We start from the raw sequence: 22203 nt of genomic DNA, 5'->3' as shown, positions 1-22203 counted from the left end.
TTCCTGAAGGGCGTTACTGCCCTCTCATCAATTGTGCGGCGCGAACAGCGAAATAGGTCAGGATGCCGTCGGCGCCCGCCCGTTTGAAAGCGGTGAGGGATTCGAGGATAACCCCTTCCGAGAGCCAGCCGTTCTGGATCGCGGCCATGTGCATCGCGTACTCGCCACTGACCTGGTAGACGAAGGTCGGCACCTTGAACTCGTCCTTGACCCGCGCAAGGATATCCAGATACGGCATGCCTGGCTTGACCATTACCATGTCGGCGCCTTCGGACAGGTCGGCGGCCACTTCATGCAGGGCCTCGTTGGTGTTGGCCGGGTCCATCTGGTACGAGGCCTTGTTGGCCTTGCCCAGGTTCAGCGCCGAGCCGACCGCGTCGCGGAACGGGCCGTAGTAGGCGCTGGCATACTTGGCCGAGTAGGCCATGATGCGCACGTTGACATGACCGGCCAGCTCCAGGGCTTCACGGATCGCCTGGATCCGCCCGTCCATCATGTCCGACGGGGCCACCACCTGGGCGCCGGCCTCGGCATGCGACAGCGCCTGGCGCACCAGGGCGTCGACGGTGATGTCGTTCTGGACGTAGCCTTCCTCGTCGAGGATACCGTCCTGGCCGTGGGTGGTGAACGGGTCCAGTGCCACGTCGGTGATCACCCCCAGCTCCGGGAAGCGGTCGCGCAGGGCGCGGGTGGCGCGCTGGGCAATACCGTCCGGGTTATAGGCTTCGGCGCCATCCAGCGACTTCCTGTCCAGCGGGGTCACCGGGAACAGGGCCAGCGCCGGAATACCCAGCTTCACCCACTCCTCGGCGGCCTGCAGCAGCAGGTCGATGCTCAGGCGCTCCACGCCCGGCATCGAGGCGACTTCCTCGCGACGGTTTTCGCCGTCCAGCACGAACACCGGCAGGATCAGGTCGTCAACAGTCAGTGTGGTTTCGCGCACCAGGCGACGGGAAAAGTCGTCACGGCGGTTGCGACGCAGGCGAGTGGCAGGAAACAAACGGTTAGCGGGGGTAAAGCTCACGGCAGACTCCTGAGCCCGCGCAGGCGGGCGAGCGCGACAGTTATAAGCAGCCATTATGACGCCCGTATGACGACCTGAGGCAACCCTGCGACTTATGGACGCATTCATTCTCCTTGTAGGAAATGTTCACGTCGAGACACATTTGGACACTTTCCCTAAAGCCTCCCAGGGGGTAGGCTGCGCGTTCATTTCGCCAGCACCCAGAAAATGCTTGAACAATTCCTGCAGGATTTCGGCTATTTTGCCCTTTTTCTAGGCACCTTTTTTGAAGGTGAGACCATACTGGTTCTCGCCGGATTTCTTGCGTTCCGTGGCTACATGGATATCAACATGGTGGTGCTGGTTGCCTTCTTCGGCAGCTATGCCGGCGACCAGCTGTGGTACTTCATGGGGCGTCGTCACGGGCGCAAGCTGCTGGCGCGCAAGCCGCGCTGGCAGATGATGGGGGACCGTGCGCTGGAGCACATCCGCCGCCACCCCGACATCTGGGTGCTGAGTTTCCGTTTCGTCTACGGCCTGCGCACGGTGATGCCCGTTGCCATCGGCCTGTCCGGCTACCCGCCGCGCCGCTACCTGCTGCTCAACGGCATCGGTGCCGCAGTATGGGCACTGGCCCTGGGCGCGGCCGCCTACCACTTCGGCGCCATCCTCGAAGGGCTGCTGGGCAACGTGAAGAAGTACGAGCTGTGGGTACTCGGTGCCCTGGTGGTACTGGGCGCCCTGCTGTGGCTGCGCCGGCGCTTCAAGGCCGCCCGCATTGCCCGCCAGGAAGCCGCCGAGGCCCAGGCCGAACAGGCGCGGGCCCAGGCCCGGGAGCAGCACACTGGCGAAGGTGGCGACCGGCCATAGGCCTGGCTGCTCGCTCTCACGACTGAACACTCCCCCTGCATTGCGATCTATGTAGAGAGCCTGGCGAGAATGGCCAAATCAGGGGACATTTAGCGCCTTGAACGGGAGTAGTGAGCATGACCAAGAAAAAAGTTGCGGTGATCCTTTCCGGTTGCGGTGTGTACGACGGTGCCGAAATTCACGAGAGCGTCATCACCCTGCTGCGCCTTGACCAGCGTGGCGCCCAGGTGCAGTGCTTTGCGCCGAACATCGCGCAGATGCATGTGATCAACCACCTTACCGGCGAAGAGATGCCCGAAACGCGCAACGTGCTGGTGGAGTCGGCGCGCATTGCGCGCGGCGAGGTCAAGGACCTGCGTGAAGCGAATGCGGACGACTTCGACGCACTGATCGTGCCCGGTGGCTTCGGCGCTGCGAAAAACCTCTCCAACTTCGCCGTGGAAGGCGACAAATGCTCGGTCAACCCCGATGTGCTCGCACTGGCCGAAGCCTTCGCCGAAGCGGGCAAGCCGGTGGGCCTGATCTGCATTTCGCCGGCCCTGGCGGCCAAGATCTACGGGCCAGGCGTGGTCTGCACCATCGGCAACGATGCCGACACCAGCGCGGCCGTGGTCAAGATGGGCGGCACCCATGAAGAATGCGATGTGCACGACATCGTCGAAGACACTCAGCGCAAGCTGGTCAGCACCCCCGCCTACATGCTGGCGCAGAGCATCGGCGAGGCGGCGGGCGGGATCTACAAGCTGGTCGACCGGGTGCTGGAACTGACCCACGAGGCCGACTGAGGCATCACTGCGGGTAGGCGCGTGCCAACCGCGTGAGAATGCGGTCCAGCGCATTGGCGAAGGCCTGTTTCTCACGCTCGCCGTAGGGCGCCTGCCCACCACCGACCTGGCCCTGCTCGCGCAGGTCGGTGAACAGGTTGCGCACCGCCAGCCGCTCGCCCATATTGCGCTCGTCGAATTCGCGGCCACGCGGATCGAGCGCGGCCACCCCCTTCTTGACCAGCCGATCGGCCAGCGGCACATCGCTGCAGATCACCAACTCGCCGGGCACGGCGTGTTCCACCAGGTAGTCGTCGGCAGCATCCGGCCCACTGGGCACCACGATGAGCCTGACGCAGGCAAAGGCCGGCTTGATCTGGCCCTGACCGGCGACCAGCACCACCTCGAACTGGCGCTTGAGGGCAAATTTGACCAGTTGGTCCTTGGCCGCCTTGGGGCAGGCATCGGCGTCGATCCAGACACGCATGGTTGGGTTATCCACCGCAAAGAGAACAAGGGGCACAGTATCCCTGCATTGGCGCGGCGTTGCAGCATTCGCCGACAAGCCAGCGCAGGGGCCCTCGATCAGTGCACCGAAACCCGCCGCCCTGCCAGCCAACTGCGCCCGTACAACACTGCAATGGCCACCAGCGCCAACGCCTGCGCGGCCAGCGAATACGCATCGGCATGAATCCCCAGCCAGTCGAAGTCGAAGAACGCCACCGGCCGCGTACCGAACACCCCCGCCTCCTGCAACGCCTTCACCCCATGCCCGGCGAACACCACCGACAACGCGCACAGCAGCGCCGCGTTGATGCTGAAGAACAACGACAGCGGCAATTTCGCCGACCCGCGCAGAATCACCCACGCCAGACCCACCAGCAGCACCAGCGCCGTCGCCCCGCCGGCCAGCACCGCATCGTGCGCCGCAGGCCCGGCCTGCAGCCACAGGGTTTCGTAGAAAAGGATCACCTCGAACAGTTCGCGGTAAACCGAAAAGAACGCCAGCACGGCAAAGCCGAAGCGGCCGCCGCCCCCCACCAGGCTGCTTTTGATGTAGTCCTGCCAGGCCGCCGCATGGCGCCGGTCGTGCATCCACACCCCCAGCCACAGCACCATCACGCAGGCGAACAGGGCGGTGCAGCCCTCCAGCAGTTCACGCTGTGCGCCCCCCACGTCGATCACGTAGGCAGCCAATGCCCAGGTGGCAAAGCCCGCCACCAGGGCCAGCGCCCACCCCACGTTGACGCTGCGCACCGCCGACTGCTGCCCGGTATTGCGCAGGAAGGCCAGAATCGCCGCCAGCACCAGGATTGCCTCCAGCCCCTCGCGCAGCAGAATCAGCAGGCCGGAGATGAAGCTCAGCGACCAACTCAGGCCATCGCCACCCAGCAGCTTGGCCGATGCTTCGAGCTTGGCCTTGGCCGCCGCCAGGCGTTGCGTCACCTGCTCCACCGGCAAGCCGTCCTGCAACCCCTGGCGGTAGGCCATCAGGGCCTTTTCGGTGTTCTTGCGCAGGTTGGCATCGACGTTGTCCAGGGCGCTTTCCACCAGCTCGAAGCCCTCCAGGTACGCCGCCACCGATAGGTCGTAGGCCTGCTCGTGGTCGCCGGCACGATAGGCGGCCAGGCTCTGTTCGAGGGTGGTGGCGGTGTAGTCGATCAGTTGGCCAGGGCCGCGTTGCGCCGCTGGCGGCTTGGCGCGCTGGGCGCGAAAGGCGGCAGCCGCCTCGCCACCCTGGGTGTCACGCACCTGCGCCGGGGTGAGCTGCGCCAGCTCGGCCAGGCTGAAGCGCCGGTCGGCCTGCACAGCACCAGGCTCGGCGCTGAAGCCGGCAATGTAGCTGGCCACATCCCAGCGCTGGCGCTCGTCGAGCTGGTCGGCGAACGCCGGCATGTCGCTGCCCTCGATGCCCTGCTCCATCACCCGGTACAGCTCGGCCAGGCTCAGGGTGTCGAGCCGCGCCGCCTGGCGCAGATCGCCCGGCGGTGGTTCCAGCCCCAACCCCGCCGGCCCATCGCCGGCGCCGCCGTCACCGTGGCACACCGAACAGTGCTGGGCGTACAGCGGTGCACCGCGGGCCGGGTCCGGGGTAATCAGCGGCGCTTGCGGCGCGGCACTGCTCAAGGCACTGCCCAGGGCCAGCAGCGGCCCTAGCAGCCAGGCGAACACACGGGGGCGGGGCATCATGGGAGCCAATCTCGAACAGGAATGAGGAGGATTGCATTGTTCACTTCCACTTGCGCCGGCTCAAGCACCACCCGGAAGTTTCATGAAAAATTTTGAAACAAGTTTATCTCCTACCCCGGGAATCGACTTATTCCTACACCACACGGGAAATGTGACTACTGGCACATCCAAGAAAAAATGAAGCACAAGGCCATTAATTAGCCAGTCATTGCGTCTATAATGCCGCGCCTTTCGTTATAGCGAATGGAAATACAGGCTCCTCTGCTAAGAGGATTTGGAACTAGCGTCCAAAGGGATCACCGCCACTCGCCGGCGCCTAACGTCACTTTTCAGGGAAGAGATTCAAGATGGCCTCCCGTGTCCTCACCGTCGCCACGCTGTGCGCGATCGTCCAACTGACGGGCTGCGCAGCGTTTCGCAGCTACGACAGCGAACTCCAGGAAACCAACCAGCAGCTGGCCAGCGGCAACGTCGACGCGGCCCTGGCCCTGCTGGAAAAGAACAACAAGGGTGAGGACAAGGACCTTCTCTACTACTTCGAGAAAGGCGAACTGCTGCGCTCCAAGGGCGATCTGAGCGGTAGCCAGGATGCCTGGCGCGAAGCCGATAGCGTGGTGTTCAAGTGGGAAGAGTCGGTGAAGCTGGACACCGCCAAGTACCTGAGCCAGTTCGGCAGCTACCTGGTCAACGACAAGGTGCGCCGCTACGAAGGCTACGACTACGAAAAAGTCATGCTGACCACCCAGATGGCCCTGAACCTGCTGGCGCAGAATGATTTCGACGGTGCCCGCACCGAAATCAAGAAAACCCACGAACGTGAGGCCGTGATCGCCGAGCTGCGTGACAAGGAATACCTCAAGCGCGAAGAAGAGGCCGAGAAGGAAGGCGTCAAGACCGAGTACAAGGACCTGCAGGGCTACCCGGTGGCCGCCCTGGACGCGCCTGAAGTGGTCGGTCTGAAGAACAGCTACCAGAGTGCGTTCAGCCACTACCTGTCCGGCTACGTATACGAAGCACTGGGCGAAAAAGGCCTGGCTGCACCGGGCTACCGCAAGGCGGCCGAACTGCGCCCGAACACCGCGCTGCTCGAGCGTGCGCTGCTCGACCTCGACAAGCCTGCCGCCAAGGGCGCCGACAGCGACGTGCTGATCGTGGTGCAGAGCGGCCTGGCGCCGGCCCGCGACTCGGTGCGCATCCCCCTGCCCCTGCCAATCAGCGGCAATCTGGTGATCACCCCGCTGTCGTTCCCGATCATCAAGGAAGACACCTCCACCGCGCACTTCAGCGAGATCTACCTGAACGACAAGACGCTCTCGCTGACCGCGCTCAACAGCACCACCGCCATGTCGCGCCGCGCGCTGCGTGACGACATGCCAGGTATCATCCTGCGCACCAGCGTGCGCGCCATCACCCGTGGCGTGGCGCAAAAGCAGCTCAACGACGTCAACCCGCTGGCTGGTCTGGCCGTGGGCATCGCCTCGGCCGTCACCGAAGGCGCCGACACCCGCACCTGGCGCACCCTGCCGGACGACACCCTGGTTGCCCGCGTGCGCCTGGCCCAGGGCGAGCACCAGCTGAGCCTGCCGTCGAACCTGGGCGTCAGCAAGATCGCCGTGAAGATCGATCGCCCCTATCAGGTCGTGGCCCTGCGCGTCGTGGGCAACCGCGTCTACGCCGGTGGCCCGGCCCTGCAAGTCACCCAGCCTGCGCCGGCCGCCGCCGTCGCCAGCCTCAAGTAAGCCAAGGAATCGCCATGCGCCTCAAGCTTCTCGCCGCGCTCGCCACCGCCACCCTGCTGGCCGGCTGCGCCACCCCACCACCGCCCGCACCGGGCAGCGCCGCCAGCAAGGTGGTCGTGATGGGCAAACTGAGCAACATCGATATCGGCCCGATGCGGGTTGCCCGCGAAAACGGCTTCATGACCGTCAAGGTCTCGCTGACCAACACCAGCCGCAGCAACAAGACGATGTTCTATCGCTTTGCCTGGCTGGGCAACGACGGCTTCCCGGTCGCCAGCGAAGAAAGCTGGAAGACCCTGAGCCTGTACGGCTCGCAGTCCACCGTACTGCCAGCGATTGCCCCGGTCCCCCAGGCCACTGACTTCCGCATTGAAGTCCAGGCCCAGTAATTTTCAATTTTCAGGAGATGCTCAACATGATGTTCGCTCGTTTTTCCCTGCTGGCCGTAGTGGTCGCGCTGGCCAGCGGCTGCGCCAACAACTCCCCTGTACTGGGCGGCAAGAACATTGGCTACGGCGACAGCAAGGCCGTTGAACTGGTCACCAACGAGTTCGGTTCCACCGACCTGCAGATGATCGCCGAAAGCATGACCCGCTCGCTGGCCCAGTCCGGCATCCTGCAGGGCCGTCCGGTGGTTCAGGTCTACGACGTGAAGAACAAGACCAGCGAGTACATCGATACCCGCGAGATCACCACCTCGATCAAGACCCAGCTGATGAAGACCGGCACCGCCCGCTTCGCCAGCGACAACAACCAGATGCAGAGCCAGGTCGACCAGCTCAAGCTGCAGAACCAGAGCGGCCTGTACAAGAAGAACACCGTGGCCAAGACCGGCAACATGATCGCTGCCAAATACCGCCTGGAAGGGTCGATCAGCTCGATCGTCAAGCGCAGCAGCGACTACAAGGACGTGTTCTACAAGTTCAGCCTGCAGCTGATCGACGTGGAAAGCGGCCTGGCCGAGTGGATGGACGAAAAAGAAATCCGCAAGACCACGGAGCGCTAAGCAATGCGTGCATGGATGGGCATCATCGGCCTGGCTTGCGCGTTCGGCGTGCAAGCGGCCCCCAAGGTAGCGGTCACCGACCTGGCTTATCAGGAGCGCGTGGAGCAGTACATCCACATGGTCTCGGCGAGCAGCAACTCGAATGCGAGCATGTACCACGCCAACGCGTCGTCCAGCTACAGCGAGTTCGAAAGCAGCCAGAGCTACATCGAGCAGACCGAGCTGCGCAAGTTCAGCGGTGACATCAAGGGCGAGATCCTCAAGTCCGGCATGTTCCAGTTGGTGCAGGGCACGCCGTACACGGCCAAGGCCAAGCAGGACGTGTATGACGTGATCGCGCGGATCAAGGCGGGCAACTACAAGGGCGCCGACTACGTACTGTTCGGCACCCTGTCGGATATCGACTTCCAGCGCGATATCACCTCGATCGACAACACCAACAGCTACTCGGCGATCCTGGGCCTGACCCTGGTGGCCGACTTCAGCCTGATCAACACCCGTACCTACGAGATCACCTCGGCGTTCACCGCCATGGGTGAAGGCCAGGACACCAAGCTGGTGAACAGCCAGGACGTGCGGGTCAGCCTGAACCGTCCGCGGGTGGTGCGTGAAGTGTCCAAGGAACTGGGCATGGATGTGGCCAGGCAGCTCAAGGAGCAGCTGGTGGGTGTGATGCCGGATCAGGAACGTGCGCCGATGCGCAACAACCTGCCGCCGGATGAACCGGCGCAGATCTTGCGCTGAGCATGCAAAAGGCGACCTTCGGGTCGCCTTTTTTATTGGGTGTCTGTGCTGGCCTCTTCGTCGGCAACGCCGGCTCCCACAAGAACAGTGGTGACCCGCGATGGAAGGCGCAGCCTTCCGGTCTTAGACCGGCGCCCGGCGAATGGTCGCCAGCAATGTCGCCGCACCCAGGAACAACCCGGCAAACGTGCGGTTCATGCGCCGCTGCTGCCGGGGTGTGCGCAACAGGCGCAGCACCCGCGCCGCCAACCCGGTATAACCCGCCATCACCAGCAGGTCCACCGCCACCATGGTGCCGGCGATCGTCAGGTACTGCGGCAGCAGCTCGGCATGCGGATTGATGAACTGCGGCAGCACCGCAAGCATGAAGATCAGCGCCTTGGGGTTGCTGACGTTGACCAGAAAACCACGGAACACCAGGCTCAGCGGCTTGCCGATGGGGCGTACCGTCGAGTCGTCGGCCAGGTCTGCCGGCAGCGCTCGCCACTGTTTCACGGCCAGGTAGATCAGGTAGGCAACGCCAAACCATTTGATGACCTGGAACGCGGTAGCCGAGGCAGCGAGTACCGCGCCCACGCCGGCGGCAATGATCGCGATCTGCATCACCAGCCCCAACTGCAGGCCCAGCGCGTTCCAGTAGCCGCGCCAGAAGCCGTACTGCAGACCGCAGGACATGGACGCAATGGCCCCCGCCCCCGGCGAAAGACTGATTACCCAACAGGCAGCAAAAAAAGCCAACCACGTTTCCAGCGACATCACACACCTCGGCCCGGACCCTTGTTCAAGGGTTCCACGCTAATGCGCCGCTGAAAAAATCACCACATTTTTTTGCAGCCGGTGTTCAGGCCCCGGGTTTCGGGCTTTCGCTTACCACGGCCAGGCCGTCCGAACCGCGCCAGCGGCGCACGCTCTTCTGGAAGAACTGGCTGTTGGGCACCTGCACCAGTGCGCCGCCCGCCTCGGGCAGTTCGACCAGGGTGGTGAACAGCAGGTTGATCGCGGTCACGCGGCCCTTGACCCCCGGCTTGTCGAGGGTCTCGACCAGCTCGACAACGTCGCCGATGCGAAACGGCCCCACGGTGAAGATCAGCACCGCGCAGAGCAGGTTGGACAGTACGCTCCACATCGCGAAGAAGGCCACCGCCGCCACCGCGACAAAGCCCGACAGGGCCGTCCACAGCACCGTGGCCGAAACACCCAGGCGCTCCAGCACGAAGATCAGCGCGCTGCCCATGATCAGCCAGCGCAAGCCGCCGCGCAGCGGCACCATCAGCTCCGGCGGCAACGGGTAACGCTCGCTCAGGCGAGTCAGGCAGCGCGCCACCAGGCGTTGCAGCAGGTACGCCGCGACCAGGATCAGCAGTATCTGCAGGCCCATCCAGAAGGGGCCGATCCACTCGACCGGCAGCAATCCCTGCATCGACTCCATCAGGACAACGCCTCCAGCTCGGCCTGCATGCTTTCAAGCACTTCGAGCGCTTGCATCCAGGCTTCTTCCAGCTCGCCTTCGCGCACCTTCAGCTTGGCCTGGCGGGCCAGCAGCTCGCGCAGCTCGTCCTTGCGCGCCGCTTCATACAGCGCGCTGTCGCTCAGGCTGGCATCGACCCCGGCCAGCTCTTCATGCAACTTGGCCAGCTCGGCTTCGAGCTTGTCGGCCTGGCGCTTGTGCGGGGCCAGTTGCTGGCGCAACGCCGCCGCAGCCTGGCGCTGGGCCTTCTTGTCGGTCTTGTCGGGGTTGACCGGTGTGGTGCTGACCGGGGCATTGCGCTGACGATACTCGACCAGCCAGCGGGTGTAGTCGTCGAGGTCGCCATCGAAGGTCTCGACCTTGCCGTCTGCCACCAGCAGGAAGTCGTCGGTGGTGCTCTTGAGCAGGTGACGGTCGTGGGACACCACCAGTACCGCGCCACTGAACTCCTGCAGGGCCATGGTCAGTGCCAGGCGCATCTCCAGGTCCAGGTGGTTGGTCGGTTCGTCGAGCAGCAGCAGGTTGGGCCGCTCCCAGGCAATCAGCGCCAGGGCCAGGCGGGCCTTTTCGCCGCCGGAGAAGTTCAGCACCGGCTCGTCGATGCGCGCACCGCGAAAATCGAAACCGCCGAGGAAGTCGCGCAGGGTCTGCTCGCGCTCGGTGGGGGCCAGGCGCTGCAGGTGCAGCAGGGGGCTGGCCTTGCTGTCCAGCGAATCGAGCTGGTGCTGGGCAAAGTAGCCCACCACCAGATTCTCGCCGCGCACCAGGCGTCCGGCCAGCGGCTCCAGCTCGCCGGCCAGGTTCTTGATCAGGGTCGACTTGCCGGCGCCGTTGGGGCCCAGCAGGCCGATGCGCGCACCCGGGGTGAGCTGCAGCTTGACCTTCTCCAGCACGGTCTTTTCGCCATAGCCCAGGCGGGCTTCGGCAAGGTCGAGCAGCGGGCTGGAGATCTTCTCGGACTCGCGGAAGGTGAAGTCGAACGGCGAGTCGACATGCGCCGCCGAAAGCTCCTCCATGCGCTCCAGTGCCTTGATGCGGCTTTGTGCCTGGCGCGCCTTGGTGGCCTGGGCCTTGAATCGGGCGATGTACTTTTCCATGTGGGCGCGTTGCGCCTGCTGCTTCTCGTACGCCTGCTGCTGTTGCGCCAGGCGTTCGGCACGGGCGCGCTCGAAGGCGCTGTAGCCGCCGCGGTAGAGGGTCAGCTTGCACTGTTCCACGTGTGCCACGTGGTCGACCACCGCATCCAGGAAATCGCGGTCGTGGGAAATCAGCAGCAGCGTGCCGGGGTAGCTCTTGAGCCAGTCTTCAAGCCACAGGATCGCATCCAGGTCCAGGTGGTTGGTGGGCTCGTCGAGCAGCAGCAGGTCGCTGGGGCACATCAGTGCCTGGGCCAGGTTCAGGCGCATGCGCCAGCCGCCGGAGAAGTCGCCGACGCGCCGGTCCATCTGTTCGTTGCTGAAGCCCAGGCCGGCCAGCAGCTTGCGGGCGCGGGCATCGGCGGTATAACCGTCGGCGCTGTCGAGCTCCACATGCAGGCGGGCCAGGGCATTGTTGTCGTGCGCGGCCTCGGCGGCTGCGAGCGCAGCCTGTACCTCGCGCAGGCGCACGTCGCCATCGAGCACGTAGTCCACCGCCAGGCGATCGAGGGTATCGACCTCCTGGCGCATGTGCGCGATGCGCCAGTCGCCGGGCAGTTGGCATTCGCCCGAATCGGGCGTGAGCTCACCGCGCAGCAAGGCGAACAGGCTGGATTTGCCGGCGCCGTTGGCACCGATCAGGCCGGCTTTCTGGCCGGCGTGCAGGGTCAACTCGGCGCCTTCTAGCAGGCGCTGGGGACCACGCTGTAAAGTGAGGTTCGAAAGTCTGATCATAATGGCCGCGGAGTCTACCAGCTTCGATGGCAACTGGCGCGAGTAGGACCATGCACACCGACCTGTGGAATTTCGCTCTGCACCTGTACGCCCGGCCGGGCGTGGAGGCTGCCTGCCTGGCCTTGCAGGACGAAGGGGCCGATGTGTGCCTTCTGCTGTGCGGGGCGTGGCTTGAAGCCGGCAGGGCCGGGGTGACCCCCGAGCGCGTACAGCACCTGCAACAGCTGGCCGCTGCCTGGCAGCAGCATGTGGTGACACCGCTGCGTCAACTGCGCCGGCAATGGCGTGCAGACGCGCAGCACGACCCGCAGCTGACGCACTTGCGCGAGCAGGTCAAGGCACTGGAACTGGAGGCGGAGCGAACATTGCTGGCGCGCCTGCAACAGGCTAGCGAAGGCTGGATGAATCAGGGTGTGGCAGGTGACTGGCTGGCCGTGCTGGCCCCCCAGGGCACCCGGCACCACGACGCGCTGCAGGTGCTGCGCGTCGTGGCGGTGGCGGATCAGGAAGCAGTCGAGGGCGACTGAGTCACTGGGGTCGTCACGGGTGCAGCGGCAGGCGAAGCAGCCGGTGCGGCCGTGGTGGCCGCAGCAGGTGCCGAAGTCGCCGGTTTGGCAGCAGCGGGTTTGGCGGCCGGCTTGGCGGGTGCGCGGGTAGCGGCGGGCTTGGCGGGGGCCTTGGCAGCAGCAGGCTTGGCAGCTGGCTTGGCCGGAGCCTTGGCAGCGGCGGGTTTGGCAGCTGGCTTGGCGGCTGCAGGTTTGGCAGCTGGCTTGGCCGGAGCCTTGGCCGCAGCAGGTTTGGCAGCTGGCTTGGCGGGCGCCTTGGCAGCGGCAGGTTTGGCAGCTGGCTTGGCGGGGGCCTTGGCGGCTGCGGGTTTGGCAGCAGACCTTGCCGGAGCCTTGGCTGCTGCAGGTTTGGCAGCTGGCTTGGCCGGAGCCTTGGCAGCGGCTGGCTTGGCCGCGGCAGTTTTGGCCGCTGGCTTGGCGGCGGCTTTGGTAGCGGCTGGCTTGGCTGCAGCCTTGCGGGCCGGGGCCTTGGTGGCCGACTTGGCCGCTACCGGAGCAGCCTTGGCCGAACGCGAGGTCAGGGCCTTGGACGCTGCTTCCTGCACCTTGCCGACGCCTTGGGCGAGCTTCAGGCTTTCCTGCGCATCACGCTTGAGCTGCACGATGTACAGGCGGGTTTGCGACTGGCGATCCTTGAGCGAATCGAGCAGGGTTTCCAGTTCGCCTACGGCGCCCTTGGCCTTGTTCTGCGCCTTGTTCTTGCCGGCGACCGCAGCGTCCTGAAGTTTGAGACGCGACTTGTGAAGTTTTTCCTGCGCCTTGCCCCGTTGTTTTTCCAACTTGGCCAACAGTTTTTCAGCATCAGCCAGTGCTTGCGAGCAGGCACTTTCCAGATGCTCGAGCAAACTGCCCGAGAGTTGATGTAGCAGGTGTAATGGCGTACTGACTGGCTTCTTACTGGCCGACATGGCTTACCTCCTGGCTGACGAGAATGCGGCTCATACTAGACCTTCTGCTGCTACCGCCGCTAGGGCATGTTGACAGTAAGTAGGACGCCGCGTTGCATGCCTGGGCAAAGTTGTTATGGCTGCAGCTGCGCACAAGTGTAGATGCTGTTAAAAAGGCTGTCGGAATTTGCTCTATGCAAAGATTCATCCGGCCCTCACCATGCACTCAAACCACCTGGAGTGAGCCTGTGCCACGCTACCTGTTACTGCTCTTGCTGCTCGCCCTGCCCTGCGCATTCGCAGACACCACCGAGCCACCGGCAAGTGCTCACGACCTGTCCTATAGCGTCGGCGCCAGCCTGGGTGAACGGTTGCGCAACGAGATGCCCGAGCTGCAGCTCGATGCCTTGATCCAGGGGTTGCAACAGGCCTACGCGAACAAGCCCCTGGCAATCAGCCAGGCACGGCGCGAAGCGATTCTCAGCCAGCACGAGGCCCAGGCCAGCGAGGCCGCCGAGCAGTCGCAGGTGGAAATGCTGATGGCGGTGGAAACCCGTTACTTGGCCACCGAACGCGCCCGTGCCGGAGTACGAGAACTACCCGAAGGCGTACTGGTGACCGAACTGGTCAAGGGCAATGGTGCCTCACCCAGGGCCGATGGCCGGGTGCAGGTACGCTACGTCGGCAAGCTGCCCGATGGCAGCGTGTTCGACCAGAGCGAACAACCGCAGTGGTTCAGCCTCAAGAGTGTGATCGAGGGCTGGCAGGTGGCGTTGCCACAGATGGCTGTCGGGGCGAAATGGCGTGTGGTGATTCCGTCGGCCAAGTCCTACGGAGCCGATGGCGCAGGCGATCTGATTCCGCCGTTCACGCCACTGATCTTCGAGATCGAACTACTGGGGGTTGCCGACTGAATGTCGGCAACGGAGGAGACAGGGATCAGGCCTGGACGGCCTCTTCTTCCTTGTGCGCGTTGTGCAGCACTTCGATCAGGCAATCCTCAAGCTCGAAGCGCTCGTGGAGCAGGCTGCCCAGCTCGCTGAGCTTCTTGGCGAAGCGCTCCTGGTCGGTACAGTTGCCCTTGTCGCAGTGATCGTTGAAAGCCGACGCGATATCGGTAATGGCACTGATACGAGGGCTGATCTGCTTCGCCAGTTCCAGGCCCTTGTCATCTCCGAACGCCTTGGCTTCAGCCACCAACTGCTCACTGACCTCGAAGTGCCAGGCGGAGACGTAATCGACCAGTATCGCGCAGAAGCCGAGGTTCTTGTCCTTGTCCGCAAAAGCCGGTTTGGCATCGCGCAATGCGCGAAAGGCCGTGACCAGTTCGGCCCGCTCGTCCAGCCAGCGGTCAATCAGCTTGTGAACCCCACCCCAGCGTTCCTGAGCATTCTGACAACTATCTAACATGGCGGTGTCTTCCCTTCTGGGTCATGCCGCTGCGCCCCGTCGTGCGAGGTATGCACAACAAAGGGAGAAAGCAGCAGAACGGCATCGAGCAGCAGTGTTTTGGGTATGCGTGCAAGGGAGATTATTCCCGCGCGCCCTTGCCTTCAAGGTACGCAGGCGACAAGTTTCATACAAGTGTTTAATCGCCGCACCCGCGGCCATCGGTCGATTGCCCAGCCCCCGCCGGCAAGCGTCAGGGTTTCAATGACTTGCCCGTGGCCGCTGGCTGCACGTACAGCAGCCGCGCCAACGCCAGCGCCGCCAGCAGCAGGAAGGCCAGGAGGCTCCACTCCGGCAGGCTCAGGTCCAGAAAGCTCCAGGTGATCGAAGCGCAATCGGCCGAACCGAGCAGCATGGCGTGCAGCACGTCGGCAAGGCTGCCTTGCTCGATGAGCGCACCGAGGGGCATCGAGCAGGCCTCACCCGCCGCCACCCCGCTGCCCTGCAACCAGATCTGGCGCACCGCCAGCAAGCCGCCCCCCAGCGCCAGGCCCAACGCCGCAGCCGCATAGCGACGCGCACCCGGCTGACCCGGTGCATGCAGGCGCGCGGCCAGGCAGACACCGGCAAACACAACCAGCAATACACGCTGGCTCTGGCACAGCGGGCAAGGCACCAGCCCTTTGGTGAATTCGAGGTAAAACGCACCGGCGAGAATCAGTAACGACGCGACGAAAGCCAGGGAGAACAATGAGCGCAAACAGGCCAATGGCATGGCAAGTCCAGGTGCGGGAAAGACATGTAACAACGGTAGAGGAAAATCGAGCCTTGTTTCAAGGCACGACAGGCGCGATAAATCGCTGAAACATAAGGGAAGTGTCGAAGAGTTGAGGTGGATATTTCCTCTGTAACTCAGCGAAAAGTTACCCACCCCCGCAACCAGCCAAACAGTACGGGTTTAACCTGGGGCTAAACCCGTACGACGTCAGGCCCGGACGGCTTCAGGCAGAGGCAAGGCCAGCAGGCGCTCATCCAACAGGCCCAGGCCCTCCTGAAACAGCTGGTTGCTGCGCTCGGTGTCGCCCAGGCCGGCCAGCAGACGGGCCAGCTCGGCGCAGGCCTCAGGGTTGCGCTGCCGGCGCAGGCTGTCTTCGAAGTAGTCGCGCGCCTTGCCCCACAGACGATTCTGCAGGCTCAGACGACCCAGGGTCAGCAACAGGCTGGGATCGTCCGGGTGCTGCTTGAGCCAGCCCTCGGCCGTCTGCAACTGACGCGCCGGGTCGCCGCCTCGCACCAGCCCGTACAGCCGGGCCAGGTGGCTTTCGTATTCGCGCTGCAGGGCCGTACGCAGGACCTTCTCGGCGTCGCTTTCGGCGCCCAGCTGGCGCAGTTGCTCGGCATACGCCAGCACCAGTTGCGGCTCCTGGCGTTGTGCCGAGGTCAGTTGCTGCCAGGCACGTTCAAGGGACTGCTGTGCGGTCTGGTCGTCCTGCTCGCGGCGTGCGGCCAGGCTCAGGTTTTCGCCCCAGGCCCGCCGCTCCAACTCGCCCAGTTCCGCGGCAGACAACACCTTGTCCTTGCGCAGCTCCGGCAGCAGGCGGATCACCGCGCTCCAGTCGCCACGCTGCTGGTACAGACGCTGCAACTGGCGCAGCACCTGCACGTTGTGCGGGTGGCGCTCGTGCATCGCCTGCAGGGTCACCAACGCTGCCTCGGTGTCACCGCGGTCGACCTGCAACTGCGCGTGGGTCAGGGCGATGGCCAGCTCGGCTTGCGGCTGGCGTTCCAGGGCACGTTCCAGCAGGTTGTCGCTGTCCTCGGTGCGCCCCAGTTCGTTGGCAGCGCGGGCCGCCCCGAGGTAATAGAGCAGCGGCTGGCGTTCGGCCTCGGCAGCGCGATGCAGATGGCGCTGGGCACTGGCCCAGCGGCCCTCGGCCAGGTCCAGTTGCCCCTGCTCGATGGCCAGGCGTGTACGCCGGCTGCGGTTGCGCCGCGACCATGGGTTGACCACCCCGCCCGAGGTGAACACCAGGCCCAGCACGAAGCGCACCATCAGCACCACGAGCACCACGGCCAGCAGCAGGGCCAGGGTCGCCCACAGGCTCGACTCGTAGCGGAAGCTGTCGTAGGCGATCAGCACGTATCCGCTATGCCGGGCCACGGCGATACCCAGCAGGGTCGCGGCGATGATCGCCACCACCACCCACAGGTAGGCACGTTTCATGGGGTGCCCTCCTCATGACCTTGTGCCGCCGGCTGGCGCGTGATCGATTCTTCGGCGGGCAGGTGGCGACGCTCGAGGTAGGCCTGGACCGCACCGAGGCTGTCGGCCAGGTCCGGCGTCACTACCGACACCGGCTCGTTCGCCACCGCGTTGAGCTGTTCGAGCATCGACTGGCTCTGCTCGTTGTCGTGGTTGAAGTTGGCCAGCAGCACGCTGCGCGCTTCATCCAGCGCCTGGGCATAGACCTTCGGCTCGCCGTTGAGCGCGGCCCACTGCGCCTGCTCCAGGGTCAGGCTCAGGGCCAGGCGCACCTGGTTCAGGGCCTGGCCGGCCAGCAACGGCTTGACGTTCTTGTCGGCATTGAAATCGATACGGAAGTAGCGCGACAGCTGCGCCCACCACTGTGACCAGCGGCTGGCACCGTCGCCGTCGGCAGCCAGGCCGAACAGCGGTTCGCCGCCTTCTTCGAATTCGGGGGCCATGGCGGTGAGCTGCACTACCTGCTCGCGCAGCGCGGCCAGCTTGAGGAACAGCCCGGTGCGGTCCGGTTGCTTGACGCTGTTCAGGGTGGCCAGGCTGCGTGCCAGCTGTTCGCGGGCAGCGAACGAGGCCGGGTCGCTCTGCTCGCGCAGGATCTGGTCGGCGCCTTCGACCAGCGCCCGAGCGCTGGTGATGTCCTGCAATGCCGACAAGCGCAGGCTGGCCAGGCGCAGCAGGTGCTCGGCCTCGGCCAGGCGCCAGTCCTTGCGGCTGGCACCGAGCACGGTCTCCAGACGCTGGCTCAGACGTTGCTGGTCGCCCTGCAATTGCGCCACCAGGCGCCGGCGCTCTTCGAGCTCGGCGGCCGGTGGCAGGTCGGCCAGGCGTGACGACAGTCGCTGCTCGCCCTGCTGCAAGGCCTGGGCCTGGGCATTCAAGGCCTGCAATTGTTCGCTCTGGAGCTGGTTGGCGCCCTGCAGGTGGCGCACCTGCCAGACACCCCAGCCACCGATTGCGACACCTGCCGCACCCAGCAGCAGGGCGAACAGTGCCAGACCGGTGCCGGCCCGCTTGGCAGGGGCGGCGGGCGTTTGCGCGGGCGCTTCTGGCGCCGGCTGCAGATCATCGTTGGGCAAGGCAGTTTCGCTCACGTATCCATCCTTTGCATTGGGGCACCTCGCCAGACAGCTTAGCGCCTTAGGAGGCGGGCGCAGGGGTTTCCTGCAACGCCGCCAGCAAAGCCGTGGCACTGGCACCACGGCAATCCACTACATTCTGTGCGCCAGCGGCGCGGGCCTGCTCGGCAACACGCGGGCTCGGCACGAACAGCGGCCACGCGGCCAGTCGCGACCAGTCGCTGCCAGCCAGCTGGCGCAGGTGTTCAAGACCCTGCCCACTGCTGACCACCACGCCGTTCAGGCGTTCCGCATCGATGCGTCGCATCAGTGTGCCGACCGGGTACTCGGGCAGGCAGCGGCGGTACAGGGGCAGATAATCGACACTAGCACCCTGCGCGGTCAATCGCTCGGCCAACAGCTCGCGACCGTCTTCGCCACGCATGATCAGAAAGCGCGGCTGGGGCTGTGCGAAAACTTCCTGCAGCCGGGTCAGTTGCAGCAGGGCTTCGCTGTCATCCCCCAGTGGCGGGAAGTGCACTTCGCAGCCATGGGCCTGCAGGATCGCGGCGGTAGCCGCCCCCACCGTGAACCACGGCAGGGCCGGCGTGCGGGGCCAGTACTGGTCGAGCAGGGCCAGGCCGAGCCGGGCTGCCGGCTTGCTGACCACGATGACCGCAGCATAGTCGGCCAGGCCGAGCACGGTGCTGCGCTGCGCATCGGTCACCGGCAGCGCTTCGATCTCGAGCAGCGGCAGGCTGCTGCCGAACACCCCGGCCTGGGCCAGGGTCGCGGCCAGTGCCGCGCAGTCGTCGGCCGGCCGGGTCAGCAGCAGGCGCCAGCCGTTCACGGGTGGCCGGCCTCGCCATACACCGCCTTGAGAATGTCTTCGGCGCCCTGGTTCAGCAGGTCTTCGGCGACGCGTACACCCAGTGCATCCGCGTCTGCGCGCGGTGCACGTGCCTCGGCGCTGAGCAACAGGCCGCCGGCCGGTTCGCCCACCAGGCCGCGCAACCACAGCTGCTCGCCCTCGAGCACGGCGTAACAGGCGATCGGTACCTGGCAGCCGCCGTTGAGGTGCTTGTTCATGGCCCGTTCGGCCACCACGCGGTCAGCCGTATCGGCGTGGTGCAGCGGCGCGAGCAAGGCATGGATTTCGGCGTCGGTGGTGCGGCACTCGATGCCTACCGCGCCCTGGCCACCGGCTGGCAGGCTGTCGTCGACGCTGATGCTGGCGGTGATGCGGTCTTCGAAACCGAGGCGGATCAAACCGGCAGCCGCCAGGATGATCGCGTCGTACTCGCCGGCATCGAGCTTGGCCAGGCGGGTGTTGACGTTGCCGCGCAGGAAGCGGATCTCGAGGTCGGGGCGGCGGGTCAGCAACTGCGCCTGGCGACGCAGGCTGGAGGTGCCGACAATGGCGCCTGCCGGCAGTGCATCGAGGCTGGCATAGGTGTTGGAGACAAAGGCATCGCGCGGGTCTTCGCGTTCGCAGATGCAGAACAGGCCCAGGCCTTCGGGGAAGTCCATCGGCACGTCTTTCATCGAGTGCACGGCGATGTCGGCTTCCTGCTCCAGCAACGCGGTTTCCAGCTCCTTGACGAACAGGCCCTTGCCGCCGATCTTCGACAGCGGCGAGTCGAGCAGCTTGTCGCCGCGGCTGACCATTGGCACCAGGGTCACCACCAGGCCGGGGTGTGCCTGTTCGAGGCGGGCTTTTACATAGTCGGCCTGCCACAGGGCAAGGGCACTTTTGCGCGTGGCAATGCGGATTTCACGAGTGGACATGGATCGATCCGTACGAGATAGATGCGCGGGATGATAACAGCTCAATCCGGGCTGCTAGCAGATCTATGTCAGTGGAGGGGTCGACCGTCCCTGGTCAAGCAGTGCTCCCGCCCCGCCCTAAAGCTGCTGCATCATCTTGCGTACGCCGGCCACATGGCGGCGGCTGACAATCAGGGCATCGCCATTGAGGCCCTTGAGAAAAAGCTGGAAATGCCCCAGCGGCGTGCGCTGCAGGCGTTCGATACGGTCGCGGGCCACCAGCGCGTTGCGGTGGATACGCACGAAGCGCTCGCCGAACTCGTCTTCCAGAGCCTTGAGCGGTTCGTCCAACAGCACCTCGCCGCCCTCATGACGCAAGGTCACGTACTTGTGATCGGCGATGAAGTAGATCACCTGGTCGATGGGAATCAGCTCGATGCCCTTGCGGGTCCTGGCGCTGATGTGGCTGCGCGGCCCGTTGCCGCTTTCGGCGCCGGGGCGGGTCAGCGCCGCCAGCTGCACGCGGTTCGGGCGCTCGGCCTTGCGCAGCGCGTCGCGCAGGGCATCGGCCTGAACCGGCTTGAGCAGATGGCCCAGGGTGCTGTCCTTGAACGCCTGCACGGTGAATTCGTCATCCCCCGTACAGAACACCACGGCCGGTGGCGCTTCGCGCTCGCACAACCGGGCCGCCACCTGCAGCCCGTCCATGCCGGGCATGCGGATGTCGAGCAGGACCACCTCGGGCTTGAGGCTGTCGATCAATGCCAGGGCCTCTTCGCCATTGGTGGCGCTGGGCTCCAGCACGGTATAGCCCTCCAGCTCGCCGAGCATTCGGCTCAGGCGTTCCCGGGCTTGGGGTTCGTCATCAACGATCAGGACATTCATATAGCGCTGGATTCCTGCGTGAGTCTCGCACAAGGATAGCGTAGACAGGTGAAGTGACGACCGTCACGGCGATCCACGCTCAGACTCGCACGAGGGCTAAAGATTCACTGGGAGGGCGAAACCTGCCAATCCTCTGTCCAACTGTAGACGGTTGCAGGCACGCTGCCGTTCAATCGATAAATATCCTTTTGCATCGCCCCTGTCGTGGCCCCCGGCTGCGACACAAACCCGCAGTTGCGCCGACCGCCGAGCCCCGTGAGCCCCGGCAACCCTGCTATCATCTGCGCCACTTTTTCCGTTCACGCCTTACACGAGTGAATCCATGAGCACCGACAAGACCAACCAGTCCTGGGGCGGCCGTTTCAGCGAGCCGGTCGACGCCTTCGTCGCCCGCTTCACCGCCTCCGTCACCTTCGACCAGCGCCTGTACCGCCACGACATCATGGGTTCGATCGCCCACGCCACCATGCTGGCCAAGGTCGGCGTGCTCACCGATGCCGAGCGCGACAGCATCATCGACGGCCTGACCACCATCCAGGGCGAAATCGAGGCCGGCAACTTCGACTGGCGCATCGACCTCGAAGACGTGCACATGAACATCGAGGCACGCCTGACCGACCGCATCGGCATCACCGGCAAGAAGCTGCACACCGGGCGCAGCCGCAACGACCAGGTGGCCACCGACATCCGCCTGTGGCTGCGCGACGAGATCGACCTGATCCTGGCCGAGATCACCCGCCTGCAAAAAGGCCTGCTGGAGCAGGCCGAGCGCGAAGCCGACACCATCATGCCGGGCTTCACCCACCTGCAGACCGCCCAGCCGGTGACCTTCGGGCATCATCTGCTGGCCTGGTTCGAAATGCTCAGCCGCGACTACGAGCGCCTGGTGGACTGCCGCAAGCGCACCAACCGCATGCCGTTGGGCAGCGCCGCACTGGCCGGTACCACCTACCCGATCGACCGTGAACTGACCTGCTCGCTGCTGGGCTTCGAAGCGGTGGGCGGCAACTCGCTGGACGGCGTGTCCGACCGTGACTTCGCCATCGAATTCTGCGCGGCGGCCAGCATCGCGATGATGCACCTGTCGCGCTTTTCCGAAGAGCTGGTGCTGTGGACCAGCGCGCAGTTCCAGTTCATCGACCTGCCGGACCGCTTCTGCACCGGCAGCTCGATCATGCCGCAGAAAAAGAACCCCGACGTCCCCGAGCTGGTACGCGGCAAGACCGGCCGCGTGTTCGGCGCCCTGACCGGCCTGCTGACCCTGATGAAGGGCCAGCCGCTGGCCTACAACAAGGACAACCAGGAAGACAAGGAACCGCTGTTCGATGCCGCCGATACCCTGCGCGATTCGCTGCGGGCATTTGCCGACATGATCCCGGCGATCAAGCCAAAGCACGCGATCATGCGCGAAGCCGCGCTGCGCGGGTTCTCCACCGCCACCGACCTGGCTGATTACCTGGTACGCCGCGGCCTGCCGTTCCGTGATTGCCACGAGATCGTCGGCCACGCGGTGAAGTACGGCGTGGACACCGGCAAGGACCTGGCCGAGATGAGCCTGGACGAACTGCGCCAGTTCAGCGACCAGATCGAGCAGGACGTGTTTGCCGTGCTGACCCTGGAAGGCTCGGTGAACGCGCGCAACCACATCGGCGGCACCGCACCGGCCCAGGTACGTGCAGCCGTGGCCCGCGGCCAGGCGCTGCTGGCCAGCCGCTGAGGCATTCGCCAGGCCCGTC

At 65.0% G+C, this 22203-nt stretch carries 22 protein-coding genes and 2 pseudogenes; 9 read left to right on the top strand and 15 right to left on the bottom strand.

Annotated elements, in window-relative coordinates:
• Window positions 1-13: 13 nt before the first annotated feature.
• Window positions 14-1024 (bottom strand): porphobilinogen synthase, encoded by a 1011-nt coding sequence (gene hemB, locus QMX96_RS03680; protein ID WP_043863387.1) that lies wholly within the window; start codon window positions 1022-1024, stop codon window positions 14-16.
• A gap of 207 nt (window positions 1025-1231) precedes the next feature.
• Here hemB and QMX96_RS03675 point away from each other — a divergent pair, with 207 nt between their 5' ends.
• Both QMX96_RS03675 and elbB read left to right on the top strand, forming a co-directional pair.
• Complete coding sequence (locus QMX96_RS03675; protein ID WP_043863386.1) at window positions 1232-1873, top strand: DedA family protein; 642 nt, start codon at window positions 1232-1234, stop codon at window positions 1871-1873.
• A gap of 116 nt (window positions 1874-1989) precedes the next feature.
• The gene (gene elbB, locus QMX96_RS03670; RefSeq protein ID WP_043863385.1) at window positions 1990-2658 is read left to right on the top strand and encodes an isoprenoid biosynthesis glyoxalase ElbB; all 669 of its coding nucleotides are present in this window, start codon (window positions 1990-1992) and stop codon (window positions 2656-2658) included.
• Between the two features lie 4 nt (window positions 2659-2662).
• Here the strand turns inward: elbB and QMX96_RS03665 are convergent, their stop codons facing one another.
• Both QMX96_RS03665 and QMX96_RS03660 read right to left on the bottom strand, forming a co-directional pair.
• Window positions 2663-3124 carry a YaiI/YqxD family protein gene (locus QMX96_RS03665; RefSeq protein WP_043863384.1) on the bottom strand — a complete coding sequence of 154 codons (462 nt, stop codon included), beginning with the start codon at window positions 3122-3124 and terminating at the stop codon, window positions 2663-2665.
• Window positions 3125-3222: 98 nt separating this feature from the next.
• Window positions 3223-4746: pseudogene (locus QMX96_RS03660) on the bottom strand (FTR1 family protein); the annotation flags it as partial.
• A 428-nt stretch (window positions 4747-5174) separates the two neighbouring features.
• Between QMX96_RS03660 and QMX96_RS03655 the strand changes: the two are divergent.
• From QMX96_RS03655 to QMX96_RS03640, 4 genes are read left to right on the top strand one after another with little or no spacing between them, the layout of a single operon-like run.
• Window positions 5175-6566, top strand: a complete 1392-nt coding sequence (locus QMX96_RS03655) for a hypothetical protein (protein ID WP_282361193.1) — start codon at window positions 5175-5177, stop codon at window positions 6564-6566.
• Window positions 6567-6580: 14 nt separating this feature from the next.
• On the top strand, window positions 6581-6955 hold the full coding sequence (locus tag QMX96_RS03650) for a YcfL family protein (protein ID WP_043863382.1): 375 nt from the start codon (window positions 6581-6583) through the stop codon (window positions 6953-6955).
• Between the two features lie 29 nt (window positions 6956-6984).
• The gene (lpoB, locus tag QMX96_RS03645; protein ID WP_043863467.1) at window positions 6985-7572 is read left to right on the top strand and encodes a penicillin-binding protein activator LpoB; all 588 of its coding nucleotides are present in this window, start codon (window positions 6985-6987) and stop codon (window positions 7570-7572) included.
• Window positions 7573-7575: 3 nt separating this feature from the next.
• The gene (locus QMX96_RS03640) at window positions 7576-8316 is read left to right on the top strand and encodes a hypothetical protein (RefSeq protein ID WP_043863381.1); all 741 of its coding nucleotides are present in this window, start codon (window positions 7576-7578) and stop codon (window positions 8314-8316) included.
• A gap of 123 nt (window positions 8317-8439) precedes the next feature.
• On the opposite strand, the gene QMX96_RS03635 is transcribed toward QMX96_RS03640, so the two are convergent.
• From QMX96_RS03635 to QMX96_RS03625, 3 genes are all read right to left on the bottom strand, one after another.
• Entirely contained in the window at window positions 8440-9072 is a 633-nt protein-coding gene (locus QMX96_RS03635; protein WP_043863380.1) for a LysE family transporter, read from the bottom strand.
• Between the two features lie 85 nt (window positions 9073-9157).
• Entirely contained in the window at window positions 9158-9745 is a 588-nt protein-coding gene (locus QMX96_RS03630) for a mechanosensitive ion channel family protein (RefSeq protein WP_043863379.1), read from the bottom strand.
• On the bottom strand, window positions 9745-11655 hold the full coding sequence (locus QMX96_RS03625) for an ATP-binding cassette domain-containing protein (protein ID WP_043863378.1): 1911 nt from the start codon (window positions 11653-11655) through the stop codon (window positions 9745-9747). Before QMX96_RS03625 ends, QMX96_RS03630 begins: the two co-directional genes overlap by 1 nt.
• 50 nt (window positions 11656-11705) lie before the next feature.
• Between QMX96_RS03625 and QMX96_RS03620 the strand changes: the two genes are divergently transcribed.
• The gene (locus QMX96_RS03620; protein WP_058541743.1) at window positions 11706-12182 is read left to right on the top strand and encodes a TIGR02444 family protein; all 477 of its coding nucleotides are present in this window, start codon (window positions 11706-11708) and stop codon (window positions 12180-12182) included.
• On the opposite strand, the gene QMX96_RS03615 is transcribed toward QMX96_RS03620, so the two are convergent.
• Window positions 12158-13129, bottom strand: coding sequence for an AlgP family protein (locus QMX96_RS03615; RefSeq protein ID WP_123753393.1), 972 nt, complete (start codon window positions 13127-13129; stop codon window positions 12158-12160). The two genes, QMX96_RS03620 and QMX96_RS03615, sit on opposite strands and share 25 nt — an antisense overlap.
• Window positions 13130-13356: 227 nt before the next feature.
• Here QMX96_RS03615 and QMX96_RS03610 point away from each other — a divergent pair, with 227 nt between their 5' ends.
• Window positions 13357-14022 (top strand): FKBP-type peptidyl-prolyl cis-trans isomerase, encoded by a 666-nt coding sequence (locus QMX96_RS03610; protein ID WP_078480668.1) that lies wholly within the window; start codon window positions 13357-13359, stop codon window positions 14020-14022.
• A gap of 25 nt (window positions 14023-14047) precedes the next feature.
• Here QMX96_RS03610 and QMX96_RS03605 read toward each other — a convergent pair whose 3' ends face one another.
• The 8 genes and pseudogenes from QMX96_RS03605 to QMX96_RS03570 form a co-directional block, all read right to left on the bottom strand.
• On the bottom strand, window positions 14048-14518 hold the full coding sequence (locus QMX96_RS03605) for an Rsd/AlgQ family anti-sigma factor (protein WP_043863375.1): 471 nt from the start codon (window positions 14516-14518) through the stop codon (window positions 14048-14050).
• A 232-nt stretch (window positions 14519-14750) separates the two neighbouring features.
• Window positions 14751-15272: a disulfide bond formation protein B gene (locus QMX96_RS03600; protein ID WP_043863374.1), complete on the bottom strand. Its 522-nt coding sequence runs from the start codon at window positions 15270-15272 to the stop codon at window positions 14751-14753.
• A gap of 210 nt (window positions 15273-15482) precedes the next feature.
• Window positions 15483-16721 (bottom strand): heme biosynthesis HemY N-terminal domain-containing protein, encoded by a 1239-nt coding sequence (locus QMX96_RS03595; protein ID WP_282361192.1) that lies wholly within the window; start codon window positions 16719-16721, stop codon window positions 15483-15485.
• Window positions 16718-17851, bottom strand: coding sequence for a uroporphyrinogen-III C-methyltransferase (locus tag QMX96_RS03590; protein WP_043863372.1), 1134 nt, complete (start codon window positions 17849-17851; stop codon window positions 16718-16720). The genes QMX96_RS03595 and QMX96_RS03590 overlap by 4 nt, the downstream gene beginning before the upstream one ends.
• A 46-nt stretch (window positions 17852-17897) precedes the next feature.
• Complete coding sequence (locus QMX96_RS03585; RefSeq protein WP_058541739.1) at window positions 17898-18665, bottom strand: uroporphyrinogen-III synthase; 768 nt, start codon at window positions 18663-18665, stop codon at window positions 17898-17900.
• The gene (gene hemC, locus QMX96_RS03580) at window positions 18662-19603 is read right to left on the bottom strand and encodes a hydroxymethylbilane synthase (RefSeq protein WP_043863370.1); all 942 of its coding nucleotides are present in this window, start codon (window positions 19601-19603) and stop codon (window positions 18662-18664) included. Before hemC ends, QMX96_RS03585 begins: the two co-directional genes overlap by 4 nt.
• A 117-nt stretch (window positions 19604-19720) precedes the next feature.
• Window positions 19721-20467 (bottom strand): LytTR family DNA-binding domain-containing protein, encoded by a 747-nt coding sequence (locus QMX96_RS03575; RefSeq protein WP_043863369.1) that lies wholly within the window; start codon window positions 20465-20467, stop codon window positions 19721-19723.
• A pseudogene (locus QMX96_RS03570) lies at window positions 20464-20571 on the bottom strand (sensor histidine kinase); the annotation flags it as partial. The gene QMX96_RS03575 and the pseudogene QMX96_RS03570, both read right to left, overlap by 4 nt.
• Window positions 20572-20789: 218 nt before the next feature.
• On the opposite strand from QMX96_RS03570, the gene argH reads away from it, so the two are divergent.
• Complete coding sequence (gene argH, locus QMX96_RS03565) at window positions 20790-22184, top strand: argininosuccinate lyase (RefSeq protein ID WP_043863368.1); 1395 nt, start codon at window positions 20790-20792, stop codon at window positions 22182-22184.
• Window positions 22185-22203: the final 19 nt, after the last annotated feature.

Origin of the sequence: Pseudomonas sp. PS01300, from assembly GCF_029960155.1 — a bacterium.
In the GTDB taxonomy this organism is placed as follows: Bacteria; Pseudomonadota; Gammaproteobacteria; order Pseudomonadales; family Pseudomonadaceae; genus Aquipseudomonas; species Aquipseudomonas palmensis.
Note: the sequence above shows the minus strand (reverse complement) of the source record. Positions and strands in the feature narration are given on the sequence as shown.